The organism is uncultured Winogradskyella sp. (assembly GCF_947496485.1).
In the GTDB taxonomy this organism is placed as follows: Bacteria; Bacteroidota; Bacteroidia; order Flavobacteriales; family Flavobacteriaceae; genus Winogradskyella.
Genome location: NZ_CANMCZ010000002.1, coordinates 347,294 through 371,340 on the forward strand (window position 1 = coordinate 347,294; position 24,047 = coordinate 371,340).

Consider the following 24,047-nt stretch of genomic DNA (forward strand, 5'->3'; position numbering starts at 1 on the left):
ACAGGAGATGATTAGTTTAAATTAATCATTTATATGTTTAATAATTTGTTTAATATTTACTTCACCTATTACTTTAGCTGGTATACCTGCAATAACAGTATTTTCTTCATTAAATGATTTATTAACAACTGCATTTGCACCAATTGCTGTATTGTTAGCTATTGTAATATTTCCATAAATTTTTGCACCAGGTGCTATATAAACATTATCGCCTAGTTGAGGTGCTTCACTTTGTCCGCCTGAGGCTCCTATATTAACACAAGCATGCATTCTACAATTGGATCCGACTTTAGCATTACCATTTATCACTATGGTCCCATAATGAATTATGGCTAGTCCTGGACCAAAAACATTAGGTGGTATAGAAAATCCTAGCTTAAGTGATAATCTTTTAAACTTAAATTTTAAATAGTAATAATATATTTTTGAAATACCTTTGTTCTTGCAGTTTTCATAGTATTCTACTTTTCTCAAAAGCTTTTCAAATTTCCAAATTAAATTTGGAGATATGAAGTTTAAAATTTTACCACTTAAGCTTAACGAACCAAGTCTTAATGCAATTTTATCTTGCTCTAAATATTTTTTATAGTCTAGTTTTGATTGTATCATAATAATTAATATAAAGATTAAGCGGTGTTTAAAACTTTTTTATAAATCAAACTATCAAAAAAAGCGACACAAATAAGCATTGACCTGTTATAGAAAATATAGTGGGATATTAGACCTTCAAACATTAATAGTGCAATAAAAATTAAATAATAAAATTGATCTGATTTAAATGAAATTTGAATACCGACAAACAGATAAATCAAATAAAATAACAAAGCTAAAAAACCTAAATTCACTGCTAAATACAGGTAATAATTATGTGTATTAAGATGAGAATCTGAAGAGCCCACAGTATAAGCTGTTCCATAGCCTATTGGATTTTTCATAAATTTATCTAGAAATATTAATAGTAAATCTCCGCGACCACCACCTCCCGTGCCACTATCCTCTGCTATGATACTCCCTTTGCTTTGACCTGTCAACAAATCAATGCGATCAGCCATACCACCTCTTGCCAATTCGGGGAATTCACTTTTAAGTATCCCTGCAAAAAACACCAAACCTACATATAAGAATGCAAATAAAAATACCATCTTAAAAGAACTCTTAAAGAGACTTGCTGGATTGATTTTGAATTTTGCACTCCAGCTATTTGCGGTACCTAATATTAGAATAAGCGCGATAGAAATAATACCACTTCTTGAAAAGGTCATGAAAACTGACATTACCATCACTACAATGAATAGTGATCTTTTAGCTTTGTTCTGTTGTAAATATACCAATACGCATAGTGCTAAAAACTTCATTGCTGAAGCTGCTTGATTAGGGTTTTCTCCAAAACCACCTTTTCTAACCATTGCCTCAAGCGATGCGCTAAACTTGGGTAATCCTACAAAATAATCATAATAAACACTTAGTGCTAAAACGGCAAACGATGAAAATATAACTAGGAAGACTAAATTTTTACTTTCAGTTCTAAAAAAATGAACTAGAAAAACATACATCACTAACGTAAACAAACAAAGAACAATCTCTGTAATTATTACATCAGTTGACACAGGTGATTTAGCACTGTAAACTAATGATAAAAACAATATCGCTGCGAATAGTCTAAAGGTGTGAGATTTAAAAATATCTAACATATCCAGTATAGAGTATCTAACTGCGCAAACCACTAAAAATAGAGGAATTAAAAGTTCAGATGGTTGTACAGGTATTATACCAATTCTAAATAGAAATATATCTGCAAAGGACGCAAAGAGTACAATTAAAACTGCTATTATATATTTCATGAGAATTTACTTAAATCTTTTAATTATTAAGTTATAAAAACGTTCAATTAAGTTTTTAAAGCCTAAGCAAAATACTGCCAATATTGAAAAATAAATAAGGAAGAACAATATACCAAATTTAAATAATTGCATAAATAGAGATAAAAAACTAGGGTTTGGGTTAAAAGTGAAATTTTTTGAAATGAAATAATAGATAATGAAAGACATTGCAAAATAAACTAAATGTAAACCAAAACCTTTCCAGTAAATACCATGGTTTATTTTAAAACCGTATTTAAAAACATAATATGGCCTCCATAGCATTACTATGATAAATTGACTAATCATAGTTCCTAAAAAGACACCCAAAACACCATACTTTAAAACAAATATGATAGAAAATGCCAAATTAATTACACTTTGTACTACTGGTGACCAAATGTCATCGTAAAGTCCATAGGCTTGTTTGAAACTATCTATTGGTTGTCTTACCTGTAACATAAAGAAAATTATAATCAACACTATTAATATAGTGTCTGATAATAAATACTTCTCACCTAACCATAATGTAATTAAGTCATCAAAACCTATATAAAGTAAAATCGTTGAGCAGCCTGCAATAAAAAACCTCAAGGCCATAAATTCCCAAAAAACTTTGAGCATACTTTTTAAGTCATTTTCTGCAACTAAATTGCCTACACTTGCATTGGTGCCATCAAAAAGCTTACTAACAAGCAAGTTTATATTATTCATTATCATTTGGTAATTTCCTACAAAAGCAACCATTGCTGGATTAACCATTGAAAAAATTATGATGTTATCTGTACTATTGCTAACAAAAGTGCCTAATTTATGAAAACTAATTTGCTTTATTTTTTTAAGTAAACCCTTTTGATTATTACGGATAGACTTGGTCATTTTAAAATTAAAAATCAGCCATGGATAGGTTTGTTTTACTTTTTTTCTTAGAATAAAAATGTAAATAAATGGTGTTACTAATTCTAGCAGAATCCATAACATTACATCTTGTAAATAGATAAGCACTACGCATTGTAAAGATAACCTTAGTATAAAAACAGATTGGCCTATGGTAACGTTTATATAACTTTTTTGATCTGCCTGTAAAAGAAACATATAATATGCAAAGAAGTAGCTTAGTAAATTACTTATGAGCAGAGCTAGGAATAAAAATACAATTGTTGTTAGATTTATATTTGAGCTCTGAAAAAAATATGGAAAAAACAGCATGAGAATTAAAGATGCCGAAAGCACAAATAGTCCTATCCTTTTATATAGAAAACCTAGATAACCAATTATCTCGTTTATTTTCTCTCTATTATTATCATATATAGGCTTGTATAATGAAAATCCAACTGCTGTGCCTATGCCTAATTCCGAAAGATTTAAAAATTGTAATATACTTTTGAGTGTTTCAGCTGTACCAATAAATTCGTCACCTAAATTATCAAGAAATATATCTCTCGAAAAAAATTGAATAATGACATATAGCAATTGAAAAATTAAAGCTATCCATGCGTTCTTTATGGTTAATGCAACTCTAGACATGATATATTACCGTGAGGTTATGGCTTTATAACCTGAAGAAATATATTCCATAACTTTATATGGTAGGACGACTACCATTACAGGTCTTAAATTACAATTCTTAAAGCTAATTGAGTCTCTTACTGCTTTTCGTAGTTTTTTTCTAAATACTTTTTTGGGATCAATTGCAGTGTTTCTTGAAAGCAGGAAGTAATGATCAGTATAATAATAGTTTATATAATTATTAATTGCCTTTTGTAATTCAGCATGTTTAGGAATATTATCCTTTATATACTCTGTTGCTCTGATACCTATAGTAATTTTTTCTAGTGTATATTTACTTCTAATAATACTTTCGTTATCAGTGTTATAGTTGTAGAGCTTACTATTTAAAAATCCAATTTGATCTATTCTATTTAACACATCTATGGTGTAAAAAACATCTTGGTGAATTATTTTGGGAATAAAGCGCAAGTCATTGACTAAAGATCTTCTGTACAAACGACACCAAACAGAAAATGCAGTATTTTGAATAACTCTCTTTATAGCTGATACCTTATCCTGAATTTCGAAATTATCATCAGAAACTGATGTATTATTAATACTCTTTGGTATTATCTCAACAACATCTAAATTAAACTCTAGAAGTTTGTTTAGCATGCGTTCTAACATCAATTCATTTATATAATCGTCACTATCTACAAATGAAATAAAATCACCTGTTGCAATATCCAACCCAGCATTTCTGGCATTACTTGAACCTTCATTTTTTTTATGAATCACAACGACTCTATCATCCTTTGCTGCATACCCATCACATATCTTACCAGAATTATCAGGTGAACCATCATCCACTAAAATAATCTCAAGGTTTCGGTATGTTTGATTAATTATACTATCAACACATCGATGCAAATAGGACTCAACCTTATAAACGGGAATTATGACGCTAATTTTATTTTCCATTTTGACAAGGGATAGTTTGCATTATATTTATTGAATTATTCATTTATACAAATATCCTTATAAGAATATGAGTATTTGCCTTTTTATATAAAATATTCTGGATTAATTCTAACGAGGAATTATTATATGCAGATAAAGAGTAGTCTAAATAGAATGTGATTCCATGAACTCTTTTTAAGAAATTAATACTTTCTTTTTTATGTTTATAGGTCATTTGATTTGGGGTAAATTATATAAACGTTAACAAATTTGTAAGAAATAATCTAAATGATGTAAATTATTATATCAACTACTCGTTTTTTACGACAAAGTTCACTTACAACGAAAAACAAGCCAAAATTATCGTCAAAATAGTTCACTGTTTTATTGTAATATTCATAAGACTAGTTAATAACGTATGTCACTTTATCTTTTGTTAAAACATTATTACTAGTACTTTAATCTTCTAGAAGTTGAATTCTTTATACCATTTACTCAATACAAATAGTTTCCAAATATATACGGAATGATCTTCTTTTCCGTTCATATGATCTATATATATACGCTTAAATTTTTTAACGTTAAGATTTGGAACTCTATTTAAAAACTCATCATTAAGTGCAGCATCAAATTCTTCTCTTAACTCTTTACGCATCCATTTTCTTATAGGAGCTGAAAACCCTTGCTTTGGCTGATTAAATACCTCTTCAGGAATATATTCTTTTAATATATCTCTCAATATTTTTTTCTGCCTACCTTTTTCATATCTAAAATGCATTGGGAGTGTCCTGGCATATTCTACAACTCTGTAATCTAAAAAAGGACTTCTTACCTCAACAGAGTAGGCCATACTTGCACGATCGACTTTAACATTACTGTTATTTTCTAACCACAATTTTATATTTAAATCTGCTGCTTTTTGTAAAAAGATATTAGACCATTTCTTATAGCCTTGGTAGTGTTTCATCCAATCTTGCCTCTTTTCTTTCAACAAAAATCCTTTTCTAGTATAAATATTTTCTATAAAGTCATTTCTTGTTTTAGTTTTTAAGGCATTTCTCACTCTATGTGAGTTAATTCCAAAAATCTTCAATAATTTAGGGTTTGCTAAAATTTTTCTAATCCAATAAGGAATGTCTATGATAAATTTATTCCTGATTAAAGAATCAAAATAAGGGTAGCCAATAAAACTTTCATCACCACCATCTCCTGAAAGTGCAACAGTAACGTATTGCTTCGTTATTTTATTCAATAACAAAGAAGGTAGAGCAGAGCTATCAGCAAAAGGCTCATCATATACCTCTGTGAGTTTTGGTATTAATTCCAAAATATCATTAGGTCCACATATCGTTGTGGTATGGTTAGAATCAATGATTTCTGCATATTGTTCTGCAATCTTACTTTCGTCATAGTTTGGGTCATCAAAACCTATAGAGAACGTATTTATTTGAGTAGGTGAAACTTTTGATGCGATACTAGATACAAGTGAAGAGTCTATTCCACCGGATAAAAAAGAACCAATAGGAACATCAGATTGTAGTCTAATTTTTACTGCATCTTTTAATAATTCATGAAGTTCGTTTTTTGCATCCTCATAAGTAATATCTCTAATTTTTACATCTTGTAAATTCCAATATTCTTCAATTGTTAATTGATTAGTATTTAAATCAATCTCCATATAGTTTCCCGACTGAAGTTTAAAAACATTTTCTGCAATAGTATATGGGCTTGGGATGTAATCAGTATCTAAATAAATAGATATTGCTTCCTCGTTTATGGATTTACCTTCCAATAAAGGTCTTATTTGACTGCAAATTTCTAACCGACCATTATGCCAATAATAATAGAAAGGTTTAACACCTATTCTATCTCTTGCAGAAAACAATTTATTAGTTGTAGCATCATAAATGCTAAATGCAAACATGCCATTAATTTTATCTAAAAGAGACTTACCCCAATGTTTATAACCTATTAATAGTACTTCAGTATCACTTTCAGTTTTAAATGTATAGCCTAAATCTATAAGTTCTTTTTTTACAGTTTTGTAGTTATAGATCTCTCCATTAAAAACTAAAGTTAGACTTTCATAAACCATCGGCTGATTAGATCTAGGATCTAAATCTAAAATAGATAGACGAAGGTGTCCAAAGGTAAGATCATTTACTTTTTTTATCCCAGTATAGTCAGGTCCTCTAAAAGAAATTGATTTTAATTTTTCTTTTATAATACCTTCTTCGTAAGGTATGTTGGTTAAATAGATACCACACATTATTTTAAAATTTTAGTAAAAAAACACATTTTTATTTTAATATCGTCAGGTTTTAAAAAAAACAGACTATAGTTAATTATTAATAATCATCTAATCTGTTTTTGAGAGCAATTATTTCAAATTGTCGAGTCTATAAGGTCTTCATTTTATACATATATTTCTCAACTTGTTTGTTCTTATTTAATTTCTAGAACGATACAATGCTAGACATAAAATTATTTGTAGACCAATTTATTCTAGGAAAGGGCAAATTCCTTGTCAAAGAGTATTACATGTGTTAACACAATGCCCAGTTATTACTTAAGAATTGATCTTTATAGGAATGATTATAAATGATTCATACGAGAGAATTTATTTTAATAATCTGACTTAAAATTTGATTGCGATGGTCAGTTAATTCTCCAAACTGTTAAACTTTGTAATTATAACATCTAAACGTATTTATTTGACCGTATATAGACGAAAACACATTTAATTACAATTTGTAAATTAAAATTCTTACATTATTATGCGTTTTGTCGAATTTATAAGCGTTTAAGCAATAATGTAGATTTTATTTTTTTAGATTGCGTAACCCTAGTTTAGCATTATATATTAAATACCTATTTATGAAGTCCCCAAAACTACCTACAAATTTCCTTTGTTACCTATACCCATTTTTATCTTTTTTCATATTAATATCGTTTAATTCAGAGGCACAAGTAGATCAGTTACCAGCTTTCCCTAGTGCTTATGGTGCTGGTGCTTATGCTACTGGCGGAAGAGGTCAAGAGGTTTACCATGTTACAAATTTAAATGATAGTGGACCCGGTTCTTTCAGAGATGCTGTCAGTCAATCTAATAGAATGATCGTTTTTGATGTAAGTGGTATTATTAACATACAAAGTAATCTATATATAAATCAAAGTAATTTAACAATAGCAGGACAAACAGCACCAGAAGGTGGTATAACGATTACGGGATCAGGAAATGTACAATTTCAAATCAAAATTGCAGAAAATATCATTATGAGATATATTCGGGTTAGAATGCAGTTTTATGGAAATACAGCTTTTACAGTATATCCAAGTTCAGCGATTCAAGAAAGATATTCTCGTAATCATATTTTTGACCATATGTCTATTAGTTACGCAGGTCTACAAGGGTTTACTGTAAGAGGCTTAAACACCCATAACATAACCTTTCAAAATGGATTAATAGCTGAATGTAAAACTGGTGCTTTGTTTGGTGATACCGATCCAGGGCAAACAGGATACACATACAACAATACCTTCAGAAATAACTTTTTCTATAATATATCACACAGAACACCTAATACAGCTAGTCAAGGCACAGATATATATAACAACGTTGTATATAATTGGCTTTACAGGCTATCTACTGTAGTTAATGGTGCAAGAGTAAATCATTTTGATAATTATTATTTTTTAGGCAATAGAACATCACTTACTGCTGGTTCACCTCCAAGATGGGAAGTTAATGGAGGTACTAATAACAATCCTTCTGTTCCTTTCTTAATTTGGAGTAAAAGAAATGTTGTTCAAGATTTATTTACAGATACTACTGCCGATAACCAATATTTGTGGATGGAACATGCATACAGTGGTCAAACAGAAAGATTAGACCCTAGTTTTTTCACTGAGACACAGTTTCCTATTGTAGGGAGACCTGCTCCTGCAATGACAGCTGTTGAAGCTTCTACTATTGTTCCTCAAGATGCTGGTGCCTATAAATTCTTAAATGCCGATGGTAGCTTTAGTATTTATAGAGATCCACAAGATACAAGATATGTAACTAACACTGTTAATGATACGCCTGAACCTTATAATAATAGTGGTGGAACTAATAACAGGCACACAGCTATAGATGAACAACCTTACGCTAATTTTTTGGCGTCTATCACTGGTGAGCCAATTAATATCAGACCAGCAAACTTTTATAATGCATCTAAGAACGAACACATACCAGAAATTTGGTTTGATGAAAATGTACCTCCTGGACAAGATCACAACGATATTTCACCAAGTGGTTATACTTGGTTAGAAGAATATTTAAATGGAGTTGATGAAGCAGCTGCACCAATAGTTATAGATAGTTTGGCTGTAACTCCAGATATTGTTTCAGAATTACGAGTTTCAGATTCAATCTCTTTAACAGCTACAATGTATGCATATCCAGAAGATACTGATGGTGTCCAAGTAAACAATATTGGTCAGTGGATCTCAAGTGATGAATCCATTGCTACTGTAGATGAAAATGGTGTCGTTACTGCTATATCAACAAATACTGAAAGCCCTTTTCAGGCAACAGTTACTATAACTTTTACAATTACTGACTCTAATGGTGATACTTTTGAAGCCACCTCCCAAATAACGGTTTTTCCTGAAGCGCTTCAGGCAAGCGCAGGTGATAACCAACAGATTTGTGAAGGTGAAAGCACCACACTTACAGCAAGTGGTGGAACAAATTATGTTTGGAGCACTGGCGAAACAACTGCAAGTATAGAAGTAACTCCAGATATTACAACGACATATACGGTTACCGTAACTGATGATTTTGAACAATCTGAAGAATCAAGTGTTATAGTAGAGGTAAATCCTTTACCTGAAGCAAATGCAGGTGAAGATCAAACTATTTGCGAAGGTGAATCTATTACTTTAGTTGCTTCGGGTGGAGACTCTTATCTGTGGAATACAGGTGAGACAACAGAATCGATAGTTGTAAGTCCGGACGTAGAAACTGCATATTCTGTTGAAGTTATTTCTAATAGCTGCTCAAATACAGATGACGTTACAATTTTTGTAAACAATGCACCAGAAATTACTATAACTGAAGATATTGTAATAGTAGAAGGTGACTCAACTATACTTACTGCTACTGGAGGTGATAATTACGAATGGAGTACTGGTGAAACTACTGAATCTATAACAGTAAGCCCTATGGTAACAACAACATATTCAGTGAGTTCTCTCGGTCTTAATGGTTGTTCGGGTTATGCAGAAGTTGTGGTAACTGTAATACCAGAAATAATTGCTGATGCTGGTGAAGATGTTACAATCTGTAGTGGTGATACCGTTACCTTAATAGCATCTGGTGGTGTAACTTATATATGGGATACTGGTGACACAGGTTCTGAACTTATAGTTAACCCAACAGTAACAACTACTTATACAGTGACTGCAGAAGATGATTATGGCTATACGGATACAGATACTGTTACAATTATAGTAAATGAAATACCAGATATTACAGTTGATGAAGAGGTTTTTGTTATGATAGGTAACTCAACAACACTTACTATTAGTGGTGGAGATTCTTATTCTTGGAGCACAGGAGAAACCACTGATTCAATAACTGTAAGTCCAGATATAACAACTACATATACAGTAACCGCCTTTTTTCAAAATGGCTGTCAAAGTACTTTTGACGTTTTAGTAACTGTAGTAGAAGTATTAAATGCCAATGCTGGTGATGATGTTTCAATCTGTTTAGGTGAAAGTATATCTTTAAATGCTTCAGGTGGAATAACATATGATTGGAATACAGGAGCCGTTGGTGCATCACCAATTGTTAGTCCTACAGAAACTACAACTTATACAGTTACTGTAACAGACGGCTACGGAAATTCCGATTCTGATGATGTAACTGTAACTGTAAATCCTGTGCCAACTGCTACTGCAAGTGAAGATCAAGTAATTTGTAATGGAGAAACGGCAACTTTAACTGCAGAAGGTGGCGATTCTTACTTATGGAGTACAGGGGAGACTACTTCAACTATAACAGTAAATCCAAATACCGATGCAATATATACTGTCGAAGTATTTTCTAATAACTGTTCTGATACTGACGAAGTGATTGTAACGGTATTGCCATCACCAGAAATAAGTATCAGCGATGACATTGTTCTAATAACAGGTAATTCTGTTACCTTGGATGTCTCTGGTGGAGATTCATATGTTTGGGATACTGGAGAAACTATAAATACAATAGAAGTAAGTCCAACAGAAACAACTACTTATTCTGTTACTGCCTTTTTAAATAATGGATGTCAAAGCACAGCTCAAGTTACAGTCACTGTAATTCCACAAGTAATTGCTGATGCTGGTAATGATATTTCTATATGTAGCGGAGATAGTGTAACATTAAATGCCTCTGGTGGTGGAACCTATGCTTGGAATACAGGTGATACTGGTGCATCACCAACTTTTAGTCCAAATGTTACGACTACTTACACTGTTACAGTATCCGATGAATACGGAAATTCTGATTCTGATAGTGTCATAGTAACTGTAAATGATATACCCGATTTAACAGTAAGTGATAATATTATAATATATGAAGGCGATACTACAACATTAATTGCTAATGGAGCAGACTCCTATTTGTGGAATACTGGTGAAACTACAAGTTCTATTATAGTATCACCAACAGAGACTACTACTTTTAGTGTTTCAGGTAGTTCAGTAAATGGCTGTCAAAGCGAAGCAGAAGTAACTGTAACTGTAATACCACAAGTAATTGCTGATGCTGGTAATGATGTTACAATATGTAGTGGAGAAAGTGTAACACTAAATGCTTCTGGTGGTGGAACTTATGCTTGGAACACAGGTGACACTAGTGCCACTCCAACATTTACACCAACAGCTACAACAACCTATACAGTTATAGTAACCGACAGTTACGGAAATTCAGATTCAGATAGTGTTACAATTACAGTCAATGAATTACCAAATGTAACCGTAAGTGATAATATTGTAATAAATGAAGGTGAGAGTACAACTTTGATTGCAAATGGAGCAGAATCTTATTTGTGGAATACTGGTGAAACTACAAGTTCTATCATAGTTAATCCAAATTTGAGTACAACTTATACTGTTACTGGTTTTATAACGAATGGCTGTCAAAGTGATGCAGAGGTTATTGTGACTGTAATACCAGATTTTGAAGCAGATGCTGGTGATGATGTTGCAATATGCAGTGGTGAGAGTATAACTTTAGAAGCTTCTGGTGGTGTTACTTACACTTGGAATACAGGTGACACTGGTGCTACACCAACATTTACACCAACAGCTACAACAACTTACACAGTTACAGTAACTGACGGTTATGGTAATTCTGATTCAGATAGTGTTACAATTACAGTCAATGAATTACCAAATGTAACAGTAAGTGATAATGTTACAATTCTTGAGGGTGAAAGTATTACTCTAGTTGCAGCTGGTGCTGAGAACTACCAATGGAATACTGGCCAAACTACAAGTGCTATTACTGTAAGTCCTACACAAACAACGACTTACATAGTTATGGGAATAAGAGAATCCTGTACAGGTGATGCTCAGGTCACTGTTTTTGTTCAAGATGTATTTGAAGCCTCGGCTGGAGAGGATGAGAGTGTTTGTGATAATGAAATATATGAAGTTGTATTAACTGCAAATCAAGGGGATAGCTATTTATGGAGTACCGGTGAAACAAGCCAGAGTATAGTAGTGAGTCCATCATCTACCTCTACTTATTCGGTTACGGTAACTTTAGGAGATCAACAAGATACTGATGATGTTACAGTTTATGTAGATCCTAGTCCAGAAGTAGTCATAGCTAATGGTGATAGTGTTGAAATATTAAATGGGGATTTTATTACGCTCTCAGCATCCGGTGCGGACACATACGAATGGAATAATGGTGCTACACAACCTAATATAGCAGTTAGCCCCTCGGTAACTACCACATATGAAGTGAAAGGCTACATTGGTAATTGTTATGACGAAAAACAAGTAACCGTAAATGTATTAGAACCTGTAGTTGCGAATGCTGGAGATGATGTAACTATATGTATGGATGAAACAGCCGTGCTAACGGCAACTGGTGGCGATGATTATGTATGGAATACAGGTGAAACGACGCAAACTATAGAGGTTTCTCCAAGTATAACTACTAATTATACAGTTACTGTTTTTAATGCGCTAGATTTCGACGAAGCTAGTGTAACAGTAGATGTTGATGCGAGTTGTGTAGAGGAAGGAATACCTATTGATAGTGATTCAGATTTTTCTTTTGACATATTTCCAAATCCAGCTAATGATGTTTTAAATGTAAAATTATCGGGTGGTGCTTTAATAATCTCAGCGGTACATATTTATGACTTTACAGGAAAGTTAATTAAAACTACTAAAATTGAAAATATAGACGAAAGCCCAAGTGCAACCAGACAAATAGATATTAGTTCACTTCAAAACGGAGTGTATTTCGTGAAATTAATAGATATAAAGCGAGAAGTAACTAAAAAGTTAATTGTCAATTAAGTCTTGCTCAGCAAACAAAAATGGCACTATAAATTTTAATTTATAGTGCCATTTTTTATTAAAAAAATTAAAATTTTTGATGAAAATTATTGACCTATTGAAGAATATTCAAATCCAATTTTAGTCATTTCGGCTTTGTCAAGAATATTTCTACCATCAAAAATAAAAGCTGGTTTTTTCATTTGATTATATATCTTTTTCCAATCATAAGTTTTAAATTCATCCCATTCTGTCATAATTGCAATAGCATGAGCGTCTTTTGAAATTTCGTAAGGATCACTATAAGATTTTACCAATTCATTGTTTTCTTCTTCAGACCTTGTGTTTAAATAATTAAGATCAGCCTGTACTTTTTTGCTGTTCACTTTTGGATCATAAACAGCAATGTTCGCTTGTTCATTCAATAAGTGATCTGCAACATAAATTGCCGCTGATTCTCTTGTATCATTGGTGTCTTTTTTGAATGCCCAACCAAGCATGGCAATTTTCTTTCCAGAAACAGTATTGTATAATGTACTTATTAATTTATCAGAAAATCTACGTTTTTGATGATCGTTTAAAATTATAACTTGCTCCCAATAATCCGCTACAGCATTAAGGTTATAGCTTCTAGCAATATATACGAGATTTAATATATCTTTTTGAAAACAAGATCCACCAAAACCAATTGAAGCATTTAAGAACTTAGGCCCAATTCTAGAATCCATTCCTATCGCTTTAGCAACTTCATTTACATTTGCTTCAGTATGCTCACACAATTCTGAGATAGCATTTATAGAAGAAATTCGCTGCGCTAAGAAAGCGTTAGCTGTAAGCTTTGATAATTCTGAAGACCATACATTAGTTCTCAAAATCTGTTCTTGTGGCACCCAGCTTCCGTAAATATTAGCAAGGCTTTCTATTGCTTCTTCAGATTCGCCACCAATTAAAACACGATCTGGGTTTAATAAATCTTGAATTGCTGTACCTTCAGCTAAAAATTCTGGGTTAGATAAAATCTGGAAATTTACCTCACTTCCGGTATTGTGTAAAATACTCTTTATAGCTTGTGCTGTTCTAACTGGTAAAGTAGATTTTTCAACTACTATCTTATCTGTTGTTGCTACGTCTGCAATATTTCTAGCACATAGCTCAACGTATTTTAAATCGGCCGCCATACCTTTTCCTTTTCCATAGGTTTTGGTAGGAGTATTTACAGATATGAAAATCATTTCAGATTCCTCAATAGCCTTGTCAATTTCAGTAGAAAAGAATAAGTTTTTTCCTCTGGTTTCTTCGACTATTTCTGCCAGACCTGGTTCGTAGATTGGTAATTTAGAAACATCTTTGTCATTCCAAGCCGCGATGCGCTCTTTATTTATATCAACAATAGTGACTTTTATATTTGGATTCTTTTTTGCAATAACTGCCATTGTTGGGCCTCCAACATAACCAGCACCAATGCAACAAATTTTTGTAATTTTCATTTTTTAAGTTTATTTAGATTTGAGTAAAATTTATTAAATGCGAACAAATTTGAAATAAATAATTTTATTAAGACAATAATATATATAAACGACCACTTTTTACGATAAGTTTCATTTTCAGCTAAAGAAAACTAACCCTATCTTATATATTTTATTATTTGTAATACGCTTTAAACCAATCTATAAATGACTTAACACCTTCTTTAATAGAGGTATTAGGACTATAGCTATAATCTTTAATTAGCTCATCAACATCTGCCCAAGTACGTTCTACGTCACCAGGTTGCATTGGCAACATATCTTTTTTTGCCACTTTATCTAAATTGAATTCTATCTCTTTTATAAAGTCTAAAAGCTTTACGGAGTCATTGTTACCAATATTGTATACTTTATAATAGTCATTAGCTTCAACTCTTTTTTCTGTTGGCTTTTCAATAATTCTAACCACTCCTTCGACTATATCATCAATATAGGTAAAATCACGTTCCATCTTACCATGGTTAAACACCTTAATTGCTCTATCATTAACAATGGCATCTGTAAATAAAAACATAGCCATATCTGGTCTTCCCCAAGGTCCGTAAACTGTGAAGAACCTTAAACCTGTTGTTGGCACTTTAAACAAATGGCTGTAAGTATGAGCCATAAGCTCGTTACTCTTTTTAGTGGCTGCATATAAGCTAATAGGATGATCTACATTATCATCTGTTGAGAAAGGAATCTTCTTATTCATTCCATAAACGCTAGAACTACTTGCATATACCAAATGCTTTATATCGTTATGTCTACAGCACTCTAAAATATTTAGAAATCCAACTAAATTAGAATCTACATATGTTTCAGGATTTTCTAGACTATATCTCACACCAGCTTGAGCTGCTAGGTTACAAACAATATCAAACTTTTCACTTTGGAATAATTTAGGAAGTTCATCTCGATTCTCAAGATTCATTCTTACAAAAGAGAAATCATTTGTTTTACTCTTGCAAAGCTTATTAAATTCTGAGGCTTCATTTTTGGTTATACCCAATTCATTAAGCCTTGCAAATTTTAAGTTAACATCATAATAATCATTGATGTTATCTAATCCAACTACTTTATAGCCCTTTTTAGTTAATACTTTAGAGACATAAAACCCAATAAAACCTGCTGCACCTGTAACTAATACTTTCATGCTGTGTTTGTTTATGTTTTAGAAATGGAGTCAAATATTATAATTTTGAATGAAACCATTAAATTATACACCAATCAATTTCAATAAATTAGATGTTTGTATAATTTATATCGAGGAGCGTCGCTATAGAATCACAATTTTTAATTTTCAACTCAATATCTCGTTCTTTATAACTGTTCTCAATCTTATAGACTTTACAAGAATCTAATTCTATATTACTTTCAGAAAAATCTACACTTCCAAATTTGACTAAGTTTTTAACGGTTGTAGAATCTAAATCGTAATTTGTTATAAAAACCGAAGCCTTATCAGAATAGAATATGGGCTTAGAACTGATGTTTTTTACAGTTCTTGCGTTTGGCCCGTAATCACAAGAGGCATCTTTACCGTTTAAAAAAAACATAAGAATAATAAGACCAATGGCAAAACCACCAAGGTAATAGCCTAATCGATGAACAAATTTCATGGAATTGTTTTAGAAAATTAATAAGTTGGCATCATTATAATCTAAACCAAACCATTCTGCAACAGATTTATTGGTTAAAATGCCGTGGTAAAAATACAACCCATTTTTTAATCCTCTATCAAAACGAAGGGCATTTTCTATACCACCATGTTCACCGATTTCTAATAAGTAAGGAGTAAAAATGTTACTGATAGAAACTGAAGCAGATCTAGAATAACGTGCAGGAATATTGGGTACGCAATAATGAATGACTCCATGATGCTCAAATGTAGGATTATCGTGTGTAGTGACCTCACTTGTTTCAAAACAACCTCCCATATCAATACTTACATCTATAACTACGGCACCAGATTTCATATGACTTAACATACTTTCTGTAACCACAACAGGAGCACGATTGTTACCTCTTACAGCTCCAATGGCAACATCACATCGCTTTAACGCCTTTAAAAGATTTTTAGGTTGCATTGTAGATGTGTAAATTGTACGACCCAAATTATTCTGAAGACGTCGTAATTTAGTAATAGAGCTATCAAATACCTTAATGTTAGCACCTAAACCTATCGCTGAACGTGCAGCAAATTCACCAACAGTACCAGCACCTAAAATAATAACTTCGGTTGGAGGAACACCATTAATATTACCTAGCATTAAACCATTACCACCATTGACATTAGAAAGTAACTCTGACGCAATTAATATGGAGGCAGTTCCTGCAATTTCACTTAAAGAACTTACGGCAGGATACGAACCATCTTCATCTTTGATATACTCAAAAGCTAAAGCTGTAATCCGTTTTTTTGCTAAAGCTTCAAAATAGGATTTTTCTTGTGTCTTTATTTGTAATGCAGAAATTAAAAGCGTTTGAGGATTGATAAGATCAATCTCATCTAAAGAAGGTGGTTCTACTTTAAGAATAATAGGGCAGGAGTACACTTTAGCTGTATCCTTAGTCACTTCAGCACCAGCTTCGCTATAATCCTTGTCCTTAAAATTGGCACCATTACCAGCACCTGACTCTAATAGTACACGATGACCATTGGCTGTTAGTGCTGAGACTGCGTCTGGCGTCAAACACACACGTTTTTCCTGGAAATGGGTTTCCTTGGGAATACCTATAAACAGTTCTCCTTTTTGCTTAAAAATTTCTAAAGTCTCTTCTTGCGGTAATAGTTGGGCTTTGGTAAATGGTGATAAAGATTTACTCATTAAAATTGGCTGATTTTTATAGTCACTGCAATATAATGAAACGTTATAAATAGTGCTAAAATTAATCTAGCTTTAAATTACGAATAATATCTTAAATGTGTAGAATTAAATTTTAAAAATACTGCTTAACCTTACCCCAAATAGTTTTAGGTTTTATCATAAACTCTTCCTCGAGTTCTTCCATGGTCTTATCAGCATTATTAATTTTATTGAAGGCTTTCGCTCTAATCAAATAAATTGAAGGAATAATTATAGCCATCACAGGTAACATATATAAGAATTGATATTCGTCATATTTAGCCTGATCTTCATTAAAGAGTGAGAATATTTGTATTGCGTACATAATTATTGGAACTAGTATCGCATGATACCACCAATGGCGACATGTAAAAAACCAAAATAACAATAAAAGAAGAGGTATAGCCTTTCCAGTAAATATCCACACTAATAGTTGTACATTTTCCCATTGTTTACTCTCGTATGTAAACAAAAAAGTGTCCCAAACAGCTGTATCAGGAACACTTTCATATAGAGAAAATAAATAAGGAACTATTGCCATACTTATGGCTATAACTGTTCCTTGAAAAAATCTTTTTCTAATTACCTCTTGGGATTTTGATTTTTTGCTTTTTGTCAATCTGTGTAGTAGTCTGTCCATCTAGATCAATAATGTTAGCCGCTTGTACAGTAAATAACATTCCACCAAAGATCGCAATTGCAAGTACTAGGTTCTTTTTAGTTTTCATAATTTAAGGGATTAATTAATTAATTACATCAAAAGTAACAGCATTTATAGGTGTTTACAAATGAAAATTAGTTAAAATCCAAGAAATTTTGAGGCAACCGTTACGGTTTTTCCGTAACCAGTACGTTATCTTGTAGGAATAGTATTAAAATTTTTTCTAAAATTTTACTTCTGTCATCGCTATCTTTTCGGTTAAATGTTTAGTTTCTATAGTTAATTTGAGGGATCTTATATTTTCGTCTAAGTCAGTAATAGTAATGCTTTGCGCATCTTCTGGTAATAAAGCTTCTATACGTTCTGGCCATTCTAAAAATAACCAATGATTACTATTAAAATAGTCTTCAATTCCAAAATTATAAGCTTCATCCAAAGATTCTACTCTATAAAAGTCAAAATGATAGACTTTATCGCCTGGAATCGTGTATTCGTTTACAATTGAGAAGGTTGGGCTTGTTGCAACCTCATTACTTTGCATGGCTTTTAAAAGCGCATTAATAAATGTGGTTTTACCTGCTCCCATAGCACCATTAAACAAGATAGTTTTAGACTCTAAATGTTCTAAAACACTTGCTGCAATGGCATCAATATCTTTTAAGTGGTATGTAAACTCAATAACTTTCACTAATTAATATAAGCGGTTCAAGGCTACAATGTTAGGAATAAAAGTTGAGATATCCTAGAGAAAAGTGTATTTCATCGGCTTTTTCTGCTTTTTACGGATTTTCTTACAGATGATTTTTACTTCTATTTTGGGTCTAAAACCACAAAAGGAATAATCATTTCCTCTAAAGAAACTCCACCATGTTGATAGGTATTTCTGTAATAGCTTACATAGTGGTTAAAGTTGTTTGGATAGGCTAAAAATAGATCACCTTTGGCAAAAATAAATGAGCTGCTCATAGACAAAGATGGCAAGTGCACCGATTTAGGATCTTTAACAGCCAACACATCTTTGTCTTGGTAAGTGAGACTGCGACCTGTTTTGTAGCGCAAATTTAAACTGGTATCTCTATCTCCAATAACTTTAGAAGGTGCTTTTACGTTTATAGTGCCATGGTCTGTGGTTAATATTAATTTAAAACCAAGTTGTTGAGACAATTGAATCATTTCTAATAAAGGAGAATTCTTAAACCAACTTACTGTAAGCGATCTATAGGCTTTGTCGTTAGAAGCTAATTCTTTTACAACTTCCATTTCTGTTTTAGAATGAGAAAGCATGTCCACAAAATTATAAACCACAACATTAAGATCATTATCTTTTAAAGATCTAAAGTTTTCAACGAGTTTTTTACCAGCTCTTAGATTTGTTATTTTATGATACTCGTGCTTAATGTGTGATAATCCCAAGCGCTTTAATTGTTCTCTTAAAAAATCACCTTCATGCATATTTTTTCCACCTTCATCAGTGTCATTTTTCCAGTATTGTGGAAATAATTTTTCCATATCTGCAGGCATCAATCCTGAGAAAATTGCATTTCTTGCATATTGTGTAGCCGTTGGTAAAATACTGTAGAATGATAATTCTGAAGCTTTCTTGTAATAATTATTTACAATGGGTTCAAAAGCTTTCCACTGATCATATCTTAAATTATCGATAACAATTAAAAGTGTAGGTTGCTTATCACTTAATTCCGGCACTACCTTTTCCTTAAAAAGGGTGTGCGACATTATTGGTGTATCAGTATTTGGTTGAAACCAATCCTCATAATTTTTTTCAATAAACTTACCAAACTGCATATTAGCTTCCGTTTTTTGGGATTCTAAAATATCAGTCATCCCAGCATCTTCAATATCTTCAAGCTGTAGCTCCCAATAAATGAGTTTTTGGTAAAGATCTATCCATTCTTCATAAGAATTTACCATAGATAAGTCCATCGCAATTTTTCTGAATTCTTGCTGGTAATTAGAAGTGGTTTTTTCAGAAATTAATCGCGAATGGTCCAAATTCTTCTTCAAACTCAACAAAATTTGGTTTGGGTTTACAGGTTTAATTAAGTAATCAGCAATTTTATTGCCAATAGCTTCTTCCATGATATATTCCTCTTCACTTTTGGTAATCATTACCACTGGTAAGTTAGCACGTCTCTCTTTAATTTCGTTCAGTGTTTCTAGACCTGTAAGTCCAGGCATATTTTCATCTAAGAAAACAATATCAAAGTTAGTATCATTAATAATCTCTAAGGCTTCAGTACCACTTTGGCAAGTTGTAACTTCATATTGTTTTTGTTCTAAAAATAGGATATGTGGCTTTAGTAAATCGATTTCGTCGTCAACCCAGAGAATATTTATCATGTTATGGTATATTTGTTTTCTAATTAATGAATTTAAAAGTTTTGCCTACAAATAATAAGCTTAAGATATTTAACGATCCAATTTACGGATTTATTACTATTCCGAATTCGTTAATTTTTGATATAATTGAGCATAAATATTTTCAGAGATTGCGTCGAATTAGCCAAATGGGATTATCATATTTGGTTTATCCAGGAGCACATCATACACGTTTTCATCATGCACTTGGTAGTATGCATTTAATGCAAAAAGCTATCAATGTACTTCGTTTTAAGGGAGTTGCAATTTCTAATGATGAAGAAAATGGATTGTTAATTGCTATTTTATTGCACGATATTGGACATGGTCCATTTTCACATGCCATGGAACATAGCATTGTAAATGACATTTCACACGAAGAGATTTCGCTTCGTTTTATGGAAGAGCTCAATGCAGAGTTTAACGGAAGTTTAACGTTAGCCATTTCTATTTTCAAAGGGGTATACCCTCGCAAGTTTATGTGCGAGTTAATTTCTAGCCAGTTAGATATGGATAGGGCAGATTATTTAAAACGCGATAGTTTTTATACAGGTGTAGCTGAAGGTAATATTAATAGTGAGCGTTTAATTACCATGCTAAATGTCGTTAACGGCCACTTAGTTATAGAAGAGAAAGGTATATATAGTATTGAAAAATTTTTGGTGGCAAGACGCTTTATGTATTGGCAAGTCTATTTACATAAAACAGGTTTAGTTGCTGAGCAATTGCTAACTCGTATTTTAAAAAGAGCGAAGGAACTTGTCAGTTCTGGTGTCGAATTGAATTGTAGTAAGGCCTTATTATACTTTTTGAATTCTGAAATAAATGGAGATCATTTTAACGATAAAACGTTAGGCATTTTTGCTCAGCTCGATGATTATGATATTGTTTCAGCGATGAAAGATTGGCAAAATCATAATGATTTTGTGCTAAGTAATCTTTGTGAAATGATTGTAAACAGAGATTTATTAAAAATTAAGTTGAAGAAAAAACCGATTCTGTCTTCAGAGCTGATTGCACATTCTAATTTAATTATGGATAAATATAAGATTTCTAAAACTGAAGCAGATTATTTTGTCTTTAAAGGAAAGATTAGCAATCAAGCATATGAAAATAAAAAACAGCAAATTAGTATACTTTTAAAGTCAGGTAAAATAAAGGATATAGCTAAAGTAATAGACCAATTAGACCTAAAAGGTCTAAGCAAACCTGTAACTAAATATTATATGTGCTATCCTAAAAACAAAATGTGATACATTTTTTCTATTTTTGCGGAAGCCAACAGACATATTAAAATTAAGTAATTGAAATTTACAGCAGAACAGATCGCAGGTATTTTAGGAGGAATAGTCGTTGGTGACCCAAATATTGAAGTTTTTAAGTTGTCCAAAATTGAGGAAGGTACTCAAGGTTCTCTTACGTTTCTTTCTAACTTGAAGTATACTCCTTATATATACAAAACTGAAGCATCAGTGACTATTGTAAATTCGGATTTTGAACCAGAAAAACCCATATCTACAACACTTATAAAGGTTGAAGATGCTTATGAAGGCTTTTCAAAACTTTTAGAATATTACAATCAAATTAAATTAAATAAATCTGGAATAGAGCAACCTTGTTTTATTTCTGAAACAACAAAAATACCAGATAATATTTATGTTGGTGCTTTCGCATATATTGGTAACAATGTTGAAATTGGTGAAAATGTAAAGATTTTTCCTAATGCTTATGTTGGAGATAATGTAAAACTTGGAGATAACACAATAATATTTTCAGGTGGAAAAGTTTATCCTGATTGTGTAATAGGAAATAATTGTGTTATAAACTCAGGAGCAATTATTGGAGCTGATGGTTTCGGATTTGCACCTAGTAAAGATGGTGGATATTCTAAAATACCTCAAATTGGAAATGTAATTTTAGAAGATTATGTAGATGTTGGTGCAGGCACTACAATAGATAGAGCAACTATGGGTTCTACAATTATTAGAACTGGGGTGAAACTAGATAATCAAATACAGATAGCGCATAATGTTGAGATTGGTAAGAATACTGTAATTGCAGCACAATCGGGAGTTGCAGGTTCAACCAAGATTGGTGAAAATTGCCAAATTGGCGGGCAAGTCGGCATTGTTGGTCATTTAATTATTGGTAATAATGTAAAAGTACAAGCACAATCTGGTATTGGTAGAAATGTAAAGGATAACGAAGTCTTGCAAGGCTCACCATCTTTTGGATATTCTGATTGGAATAAATCTTATGTTTATTTCAAGAACTTACCAAAACTTGCAAAAACTATAAATGAACTAGAAAAAAAAGTAGATGGCAATAATTAAAACTGAAATAAAACAGAAGACCATTGAAAAAGAAGTAGCACTAAATGGTGTAGGACTTCATACAGGAGCAGATGTTAAATTAGTCTTTAAACCAGGAGCAGAAAATACAGGTTTTCTATTTGAGCGTATAGATTTAGAGGGTAGTCCAAGGATTGAAGCTGATGCAAATTACGTTACTAATACACAACGTGGTACCTGCTTAGAGCGAAATGGTGTTACTATCCAAACATGTGAGCACGTTTTAGCAGCTTTGGTTGGTTTAGATATCGATAATGCGGTAATAGAACTCAATGCTTCAGAGCCACCAATAATGGATGGATCATCAAAATTCTTTGTCGAAGCTTTAGAGGAAGCAGGTGTGGTAGAACAAGATGCCTTTAGAGAAGAATATGAAGTAACTCAAGTTGTTTCATACGCAGACGAGGAAACAGGAAGTGAGATTATATTAATGCCTTCAAACTCATACCAAGTTACAACTATGGTAGATTTTGGTACAAAAGTTTTAGGTACACAAAATGCAACACTCAGTGATGTATCTGATTTTAAAGCTGAAATTGCAAATGCAAGAACCTTTAGTTTCTTGCATGAAATAGAAATGCTTCTCGAGAATGGTTTGATTAAAGGTGGTGATTTAAATAATGCCATTGTTTATGTTGATAAAGAATTATCTCCAGAAACTATGGATAAGCTTAGCATTGCTTTTAATAAAGAAAAAATCGCTGTAAAACCTAATGGCATTTTAGATAATCTTACGTTGCATCATCCTAACGAAGCTGCACGTCATAAATTATTGGACGTAGTTGGTGACCTAGCATTAATAGGCACACGTATTAAAGGTAAAGTCATTGCTAATAAGCCAGGACACTTTGTAAACACTCAGTTTGCAAAAAAAATGTCTAAAATTATTAAAAACGAAAGACGAAATAATGTACCAAATGTAGATTTGAATTCAGAGCCATTGATGGATGTGAATCAAATTATGGATATGTTGCCACACAGACAACCATTTTTATTGCTAGATAAGGTTTATGAATTAACGGATAACCATGTTATCGGAATGAAAAATGTCACAATGAACGAAGAGTTCTTTAAGGGGCATTTTCCTGGTCAACCTGTAATGCCTGGTGTTTTGATTGTTGAAGCTATGGCCCAAACCGGCGGTATTCTAGTCTTAAGTACTGTACCAGACCCAGAAAATTATTTAACATTTTTCATGAAAATGGATAATGTAAAATTCAAACAAAAAGTAGTTCCTGGCGATACACTAATATTTAAATGCTCATTAATTACACCAATTAGAAGAGGAATTTGCCATATGCAGGGCTATGCTTATACCAATGGGAAATTATGTGCAGAGGCCGAATTAATGGCGCAAATTTCAAAAGTAAAATAATTTCAAAAAATGAACCGAGCGGCTTTAAATTATAAATGGAAAAGAAAAAGTTTCGAAGCGAACACATTTCTAC

General features: G+C 32.2%; 17 protein-coding genes. 4 read left to right on the forward strand and 13 right to left on the reverse strand.

The annotated features are described in order from the left end of the window. Nucleotides 1–21 precede the first annotated feature (21 nt). The 5 genes from Q0822_RS09415 to asnB form a co-directional block, all read right to left on the reverse strand. On the reverse strand, nucleotides 22–609 hold the full coding sequence (locus Q0822_RS09415) for a serine acetyltransferase (protein ID WP_299122877.1): 588 nt from the start codon (nucleotides 607–609) through the stop codon (nucleotides 22–24). 17 nt (nucleotides 610–626) lie between these two features. After that, nucleotides 627–1,841: an O-antigen ligase family protein gene (locus tag Q0822_RS09420; protein WP_299122879.1), complete on the reverse strand. Its 1,215-nt coding sequence runs from the start codon at nucleotides 1,839–1,841 to the stop codon at nucleotides 627–629. A 6-nt stretch (nucleotides 1,842–1,847) separates the two neighbouring features. Beyond that, nucleotides 1,848–3,386: a hypothetical protein gene (locus Q0822_RS09425; RefSeq protein ID WP_299122881.1), complete on the reverse strand. Its 1,539-nt coding sequence runs from the start codon at nucleotides 3,384–3,386 to the stop codon at nucleotides 1,848–1,850. A 6-nt stretch (nucleotides 3,387–3,392) separates the two neighbouring features. Then, entirely contained in the window at nucleotides 3,393–4,331 is a 939-nt protein-coding gene (locus tag Q0822_RS09430; protein ID WP_299122883.1) for a glycosyltransferase, read from the reverse strand. Between the two features lie 445 nt (nucleotides 4,332–4,776). After that, on the reverse strand, nucleotides 4,777–6,579 hold the full coding sequence (asnB, locus tag Q0822_RS09435; protein WP_299122886.1) for an asparagine synthase (glutamine-hydrolyzing): 1,803 nt from the start codon (nucleotides 6,577–6,579) through the stop codon (nucleotides 4,777–4,779). A gap of 608 nt (nucleotides 6,580–7,187) precedes the next feature. On the opposite strand from asnB, the gene Q0822_RS09440 reads away from it, so the two are divergent. Beyond that, a complete protein-coding gene (locus Q0822_RS09440; protein WP_299122888.1) occupies nucleotides 7,188–12,878 on the forward strand; it encodes a T9SS type A sorting domain-containing protein in 5,691 nt (1,896 codons plus the stop codon). Between the two features lie 86 nt (nucleotides 12,879–12,964). On the opposite strand, the gene Q0822_RS09445 is transcribed toward Q0822_RS09440, so the two are convergent. The 8 genes from Q0822_RS09445 to Q0822_RS09480 form a co-directional block, all read right to left on the reverse strand. After that, on the reverse strand, nucleotides 12,965–14,344 hold the full coding sequence (locus Q0822_RS09445; protein ID WP_299122890.1) for a nucleotide sugar dehydrogenase: 1,380 nt from the start codon (nucleotides 14,342–14,344) through the stop codon (nucleotides 12,965–12,967). Nucleotides 14,345–14,498: 154 nt separating this feature from the next. Further along, nucleotides 14,499–15,518, reverse strand: coding sequence for an NAD-dependent epimerase (locus Q0822_RS09450; protein WP_299122892.1), 1,020 nt, complete (start codon nucleotides 15,516–15,518; stop codon nucleotides 14,499–14,501). Between the two features lie 88 nt (nucleotides 15,519–15,606). Next, a complete protein-coding gene (locus tag Q0822_RS09455; protein WP_299122894.1) occupies nucleotides 15,607–15,984 on the reverse strand; it encodes a hypothetical protein in 378 nt (125 codons plus the stop codon). Between the two features lie 9 nt (nucleotides 15,985–15,993). Beyond that, on the reverse strand, nucleotides 15,994–17,193 hold the full coding sequence (locus Q0822_RS09460; protein ID WP_299122895.1) for an alanine dehydrogenase: 1,200 nt from the start codon (nucleotides 17,191–17,193) through the stop codon (nucleotides 15,994–15,996). Nucleotides 17,194–17,305: 112 nt separating this feature from the next. Then, entirely contained in the window at nucleotides 17,306–17,752 is a 447-nt protein-coding gene (locus Q0822_RS09465) for a hypothetical protein (protein WP_299122896.1), read from the reverse strand. Nucleotides 17,753–17,789: 37 nt separating this feature from the next. After that, on the reverse strand, nucleotides 17,790–17,939 hold the full coding sequence (locus Q0822_RS09470; RefSeq protein WP_299122898.1) for a hypothetical protein: 150 nt from the start codon (nucleotides 17,937–17,939) through the stop codon (nucleotides 17,790–17,792). Nucleotides 17,940–18,095: 156 nt separating this feature from the next. Beyond that, entirely contained in the window at nucleotides 18,096–18,560 is a 465-nt protein-coding gene (gene tsaE / locus Q0822_RS09475) for a tRNA (adenosine(37)-N6)-threonylcarbamoyltransferase complex ATPase subunit type 1 TsaE (RefSeq protein WP_299122900.1), read from the reverse strand. A gap of 122 nt (nucleotides 18,561–18,682) precedes the next feature. Beyond that, the gene (locus Q0822_RS09480; RefSeq protein WP_299122902.1) at nucleotides 18,683–20,230 is read right to left on the reverse strand and encodes a bifunctional response regulator/alkaline phosphatase family protein; all 1,548 of its coding nucleotides are present in this window, start codon (nucleotides 20,228–20,230) and stop codon (nucleotides 18,683–18,685) included. Between the two features lie 26 nt (nucleotides 20,231–20,256). Here Q0822_RS09480 and Q0822_RS09485 point away from each other — a divergent pair, with 26 nt between their 5' ends. The 3 genes from Q0822_RS09485 to Q0822_RS09495 are packed head-to-tail and all read left to right on the forward strand — an operon-like array spanning nucleotide 20,257 to nucleotide 23,974. Next, the gene (locus Q0822_RS09485; protein WP_299122904.1) at nucleotides 20,257–21,501 is read left to right on the forward strand and encodes an HD domain-containing protein; all 1,245 of its coding nucleotides are present in this window, start codon (nucleotides 20,257–20,259) and stop codon (nucleotides 21,499–21,501) included. Nucleotides 21,502–21,552: 51 nt separating this feature from the next. Further along, nucleotides 21,553–22,581 (forward strand): UDP-3-O-(3-hydroxymyristoyl)glucosamine N-acyltransferase, encoded by a 1,029-nt coding sequence (gene lpxD / locus Q0822_RS09490; protein WP_299122905.1) that lies wholly within the window; start codon nucleotides 21,553–21,555, stop codon nucleotides 22,579–22,581. Further along, the gene (locus Q0822_RS09495) at nucleotides 22,568–23,974 is read left to right on the forward strand and encodes a bifunctional UDP-3-O-[3-hydroxymyristoyl] N-acetylglucosamine deacetylase/3-hydroxyacyl-ACP dehydratase (protein WP_299122906.1); all 1,407 of its coding nucleotides are present in this window, start codon (nucleotides 22,568–22,570) and stop codon (nucleotides 23,972–23,974) included. The genes lpxD and Q0822_RS09495 overlap by 14 nt, the downstream gene beginning before the upstream one ends. The last annotated feature ends 73 nt before the right edge of the window (nucleotides 23,975–24,047 follow it).

Bases quoted from the DNA above. Each gene is read 5' to 3' on its own strand.
- Q0822_RS09460 (WP_299122895.1), bottom strand. From the start codon at position 17,193: ATGAGTAAATCTTTATCACCATTTACCAAAGCCCAACTATTACCGCAA.
- Q0822_RS09495 (WP_299122906.1), top strand. From the start codon at position 22,568: ATGGCAATAATTAAAACTGAAATAAAACAGAAGACCATTGAAAAAGAA.
- Q0822_RS09465 (WP_299122896.1), bottom strand. From the start codon at position 17,752: ATGGCAATAGTTCCTTATTTATTTTCTCTATATGAAAGTGTTCCTGAT.
- Q0822_RS09480 (WP_299122902.1), bottom strand. From the start codon at position 20,230: ATGATAAATATTCTCTGGGTTGACGACGAAATCGATTTACTAAAGCCA.
- Q0822_RS09450 (WP_299122892.1), bottom strand. From the start codon at position 15,518: ATGAAAGTATTAGTTACAGGTGCAGCAGGTTTTATTGGGTTTTATGTC.
- Q0822_RS09425 (WP_299122881.1), bottom strand. From the start codon at position 3,386: ATGTCTAGAGTTGCATTAACCATAAAGAACGCATGGATAGCTTTAATT.
- Q0822_RS09420 (WP_299122879.1), bottom strand. From the start codon at position 1,841: ATGAAATATATAATAGCAGTTTTAATTGTACTCTTTGCGTCCTTTGCA.
- Q0822_RS09440 (WP_299122888.1), top strand. From the start codon at position 7,188: ATGAAGTCCCCAAAACTACCTACAAATTTCCTTTGTTACCTATACCCA.
- Q0822_RS09445 (WP_299122890.1), bottom strand. From the start codon at position 14,344: ATGAAAATTACAAAAATTTGTTGCATTGGTGCTGGTTATGTTGGAGGC.
- Q0822_RS09430 (WP_299122883.1), bottom strand. From the start codon at position 4,331: ATGGAAAATAAAATTAGCGTCATAATTCCCGTTTATAAGGTTGAGTCC.
- Q0822_RS09485 (WP_299122904.1), top strand. From the start codon at position 20,257: ATGAATTTAAAAGTTTTGCCTACAAATAATAAGCTTAAGATATTTAAC.
- asnB (WP_299122886.1), bottom strand. From the start codon at position 6,579: ATGTGTGGTATCTATTTAACCAACATACCTTACGAAGAAGGTATTATA.
- Q0822_RS09415 (WP_299122877.1), bottom strand. From the start codon at position 609: ATGATACAATCAAAACTAGACTATAAAAAATATTTAGAGCAAGATAAA.
- Q0822_RS09455 (WP_299122894.1), bottom strand. From the start codon at position 15,984: ATGAAATTTGTTCATCGATTAGGCTATTACCTTGGTGGTTTTGCCATT.
- Q0822_RS09470 (WP_299122898.1), bottom strand. From the start codon at position 17,939: ATGAAAACTAAAAAGAACCTAGTACTTGCAATTGCGATCTTTGGTGGA.